The sequence below is a fragment of the Novosphingobium sp. KN65.2 genome, from assembly GCF_001368935.1.
In the GTDB taxonomy this organism is placed as follows: domain Bacteria; phylum Pseudomonadota; class Alphaproteobacteria; order Sphingomonadales; family Sphingomonadaceae; genus Novosphingobium; species Novosphingobium mathurense.
In genome coordinates this window covers 1-4,046 of record NZ_CCBH010000231.1, presented here as the reverse complement: position 1 = coordinate 4,046, position 4,046 = coordinate 1, and the positions used below count along the sequence as shown (strand labels likewise).

The 4,046-nt window shown below is 59.5% G+C and carries 8 protein-coding genes; all 8 read left to right on the top strand.

Features of this window, described 5'->3' with window-relative positions:
- Positions 1-84 precede the first annotated feature (84 nt).
- The 8 genes from SPHV1_RS23890 to SPHV1_RS23865 all read left to right on the top strand — a co-directional run bounded on the left by SPHV1_RS23890 (position 85) and on the right by SPHV1_RS23865 (position 4,046).
- Entirely contained in the window at positions 85-348 is a 264-nt protein-coding gene (locus tag SPHV1_RS23890) for a hypothetical protein (RefSeq protein WP_054948491.1), read from the top strand.
- Entirely contained in the window at positions 345-599 is a 255-nt protein-coding gene (locus SPHV1_RS25250; RefSeq protein ID WP_156367453.1) for a hypothetical protein, read from the top strand. Before SPHV1_RS23890 ends, SPHV1_RS25250 begins: the two co-directional genes overlap by 4 nt.
- Positions 596-817 carry a hypothetical protein gene (locus SPHV1_RS23885; RefSeq protein WP_054948490.1) on the top strand — a complete coding sequence of 74 codons (222 nt, stop codon included), beginning with the start codon at positions 596-598 and terminating at the stop codon, positions 815-817. The genes SPHV1_RS25250 and SPHV1_RS23885 overlap by 4 nt, the downstream gene beginning before the upstream one ends.
- A complete protein-coding gene (locus SPHV1_RS25245) occupies positions 814-966 on the top strand; it encodes a hypothetical protein (RefSeq protein WP_156367452.1) in 153 nt (50 codons plus the stop codon). The genes SPHV1_RS23885 and SPHV1_RS25245 overlap by 4 nt, the downstream gene beginning before the upstream one ends.
- Positions 967-1,198: 232 nt before the next feature.
- Complete coding sequence (locus SPHV1_RS23880) at positions 1,199-1,402, top strand: hypothetical protein (protein ID WP_054948489.1); 204 nt, start codon at positions 1,199-1,201, stop codon at positions 1,400-1,402.
- 40 nt (positions 1,403-1,442) lie between these two features.
- A complete protein-coding gene (locus tag SPHV1_RS23875; protein WP_054948488.1) occupies positions 1,443-2,123 on the top strand; it encodes a lambda exonuclease family protein in 681 nt (226 codons plus the stop codon).
- A complete protein-coding gene (locus SPHV1_RS23870) occupies positions 2,120-3,205 on the top strand; it encodes a hypothetical protein (RefSeq protein ID WP_054948487.1) in 1,086 nt (361 codons plus the stop codon). The genes SPHV1_RS23875 and SPHV1_RS23870 overlap by 4 nt, the downstream gene beginning before the upstream one ends.
- 10 nt (positions 3,206-3,215) lie before the next feature.
- Positions 3,216-4,046 carry a hypothetical protein gene (locus SPHV1_RS23865; RefSeq protein ID WP_054948486.1) on the top strand — a complete coding sequence of 277 codons (831 nt, stop codon included), beginning with the start codon at positions 3,216-3,218 and terminating at the stop codon, positions 4,044-4,046.

Sequence of the window (4,046 nt, the reverse complement as noted above, 5' to 3'; positions counted from 1 at the left end):
CGCTGGAACGCTTGAGGAAGCGATTGCCAAGATGTTGGCGAGCGACTTTTTCGACACCTCGACGGTTGAGCGGGAGGATGTGGCATGAGCATCCGGCGCACTTTCGAGATCAGCGATCTAACGCCGCAGGAGATGGCATCCGTATTTCTCGGATGGGATGGCGAGCAGCAAGCTGAGTTCTTTAACAGCTTCAAGGCTGAAACGGACACATGGCAAGGCGCTGGCTGGTGTCAGCAATCCTGCGAAATATCCCTTTTCCTCGATGCTGCTGGCATTGAGACGATCTTGAAGCTTGCCGAATGGGCTTCGGAGCCGTTTCAGGCGGTTGAGCGGGATGACGCGGCATGAGCAACACCAAAAGAATTAGTTGCGATTGTGGGTATGGCAATTTTGGCGTGTATATTCATGCGCCCGATTGTCCTGCAATGACCCTTGATCTTGCCGCTGATTTTATCGGCGTACGCATCGACAAGGAAGTCACGGACGAAGCGGATCATTTCATGAATTGCATCGTGTGCGGACAGTCGTTTGATATGCGCCGCCTTGATGAGGTTATGTACCACGAAATGGCCGGCCATGAGCGGAGGGTTCGGCAATGACCTCCCACCAGCAAGCCCGCCTCCTGCAAGCCTCCGACCGTGAAGCGCGCCACGAGTGGCCGACGCTCACCCCGAACGAGGCGCAGGAAGCCAAGGACGTGGCATGGACGCTGTTCGTTACGCTCTACCGCATCGAAGGCGGCGATCCTGCCATTCACCGGGCGAACTACATGAACCAGGTCGCCATGATCGAGAAGGCTGCGGGGTGGGCGCAATGACCGGCCACGAATGCCCGGCCTGCACGGCCATGATCTTCACATCCGCGAGCGAGCCGCGACGGACCTGCCCGAACTGTGGGGCCAGTCCGCAGACGCAGGACATCGCCAGGCAAACGCGCCTGATGCGCAACATCAAGGGGGAAGTGTGATGAGTAGTGTTTTCTATTGCTCGCCAACGAACAGCACATTTTTCACGACATGTTGCGAAGTCGCGATCTGCGACCACCAACAGCGCTGCCCAAGTTGTGGAAAGGACGTTTATCCCTTCTACGAAGGCATGAGTGACAACGATCGAGAGCAGGCAGCGGGAGGTTACTATAACCACAACACCCATATGTCCCGCTCAAGACGCGCTGGCTATTCTGCTTATTGGAGGCGCCCATGACCCCCCACCGCATCACCCACGGCACCTACGCCGACCGCGCCCGCGAGCATGTCTATGGCCCGCTCGTGACCGACGAACCGCGACTGTTCGACATCCTCAAGAACGATAGCGTCTGGAGCAGCCTCTATTCGGGCCTGATCTGGTCGAACGCAGTCGTCTGGGGCGTTGCGGCCGCGCTGTTTTTTATGGTTTCTCACTGAGGGAAGGGCGGGCACCTAACAAGGCCCGCCCGGTAATTCGATGACGATCAAGTATCATGACGATCTGATTCAGGGGTCGGAGGAGTGGCTCGCTGCTCGGTGTGGCATCCTGAGCGCCTCCGAGGTCAAGCTCATCATGACGCCTACCTTGAAGGTGGCGAACAATGACAAGACCCGGGCGCATGTGTTCGAGCTCCTGTTCCAGCGCATCACCGGCTTCGTCGAGCCGCAGTATGTGTCTGACGCAATGCTACGCGGCCAGGAAGACGAGATCTATGCGCGAGAGGCCTATCGCGAGCACTTCGCCGAAGTCACCGAAACAGGCTTTGTTACGAACGACAGTCTCGGCTTCACGATTGGCTATAGCCCCGATGGGCTGGTCGGCGATGATGGCCTGATCGAGATCAAGTCGCGCTGCGGCAAGTACCACGTCCAGACGATCGCGCAGGACGAGGTGCCCGAGGAATACATGCTCCAGCTGCAGACCGGGCTTTTCGTGACCGGACGGGAATGGATCGATTTCATTTCTTACTGCGGCGGCTTGCCGATGTTCGTGAAGCGCGTCGAACCCATCCCCGAGTTCCAGGAGGCCATCATCTCAGCTGCGACCGCGTTCGAAGCGCGGATCGCGGATATGGAGCTCGAATATTTCAGCACGCTGGCGGCGATGAAGAAGGTCATTCCGACCGAGCGGCGTGAAGCATTGGAGATTGTGCTGTGACGACTGTTGCCGAGAAGCCAAAGAACGACATTGTTGCCCTCGTTGAGGCGACGCCTGTCCTTGTTCTGACAGACAAGGAAAAGTTCAGCCAGTTCTATCAGGCGATGCGGGAAGAGTGCGATGCGCTTGTTCCCAATCTGGAAACCAAAAAGGGACGCGATGAGATTGCATCTCTGGCCTACAAGGTTGCGCGCACCAAGACCGCCATCGACGATGCCGGAAAGAAGCTCAACGAAGAGGCTCGCGCTCGCATCAATGCAGTCGACGAAGCCCGGCGTGAGATTCGTAAGCAACTGGATGACCTTAAGGATGAGGTGCGCCGTCCGCTGACAGAATGGGAGGATGCGGAAAAGAAGCGCGAGAAGGAGATTGAGGATCAGCTCGCGACGATCCGTGCAATGCAGCGCGTCGACATCGAAGACAACGCGGCATCAGTTCGGACTCGCATAGACGATCTGCAGGCGATGAGCATCGATCCGGAGGTTCACAGGGCGGGAATCGGCATTGCCGAGAACGCAAAGTCTGCCGCCATCTCTGCTTTGGAAACTGCTCTTGCCCGCCTCAACCGCGAAGAGGAAGAGCGCGCCGAACTTGAGCGCCTTCGCGCAGAGGCCGCGGAACGTGAACGCATCGAGGCTGAAAAGCGCGCCGAGGAAGATGCTGCGCGCCTCCGGGCAGAGGCCGAGAGGGCTGAGCAGGAGCGTGTCGAGCGCTTGCAGAGGGAAGCTGAGGAGCGCGCAAAGGCCGAGGCCGAACGTAAGGCGCGGGAAGAGCGAGAAGCCACTGAACGCGCGCACGCTGAAGCGTTGGCCGCCGAACGTCGCCGCGCCGAGGAGGCTGAGGCCGCTGCACAGGCCGAACGCGATCGTGTTGCTCGCGAGGAAGCGCAGCGCCAGGCCGAGGCCGAACGCGCCGCCGCCGAGCAAGCTAAGCGGGAAGCTGACCGTGCACACCGCTCCAAGATCATGACCGCCGCGAAAGAGGCGATCATGGAGGCTGGTGAAATCGACGAGCAGGTCGCGAAGAACATCGTTCTCGCAATCGTCGGCGGCGCTGTCCCCAATGTCATCATCAAATTCTGAGGAGTGAGCCATGAACGACATCGTTGATATGTCCCGCTTCGTCGAGGCCAAGTCGGACCAGCTGAATGCCGACGATCTGATCGGCACCACACGGACCATCACCGTGCGCCGCGTTGCCGGCTGCGACGGTGACCAGCCCATCGCCATCTATTACGAGGGCGACAACAACAAGCCGTTCAAGCCGTGCAAGACCATGCGCCGTGTTCTGCTCGGTGTCTGGGGTCGCAACGGAAACGACTACGTTGGCCGGTCGATGACGCTGTACCGCGACGACAAGGTGACGTTCGGCGGCCTTGAGGTTGGCGGCATCCGCATCAGCCACATGAGCCACATCGAGAAAGAAGTCGTCGTCGTTGTCATGAAGACGAAGGGCAAGAAGGCTGGCATCAAGATACTGCCGCTCAAGACCGAACCCAAGGAAGACCCCGCCGCCAAGTGGTCCGCCGACTTCATCGCCACGCTCAACCGCGCACCGGATTCCGAGAAGCTCGAACAGTTCGTGACCTCGCGCGCCGGTAAGCTCGACGATCTCGAACGCCAGCGACCGGAACTGCATGCCGAATGCACGCACGCAATCGAGAACAAGCGCCAGTCGTTCAACGTCTTGGACGAATGGGGCTCGGGCAATGACGACTGGCAAGAAGGCCCCACCGACGAACAACGCGGCGAGGCCCACACCGAAACCGACCTGCTCGAAATGATCCAGTCCGCGAGCAGCCGCGAGGAATGGGAAGCCGCCGAGAAGGCTGTCGGCGCTGCTGACATGACCGACAACGAACGCCTCGAACTGTCCCGCGCTCTGGAAGCCAAGCGGGCTGAACTGGTGGGAGGGAAGAAGTGA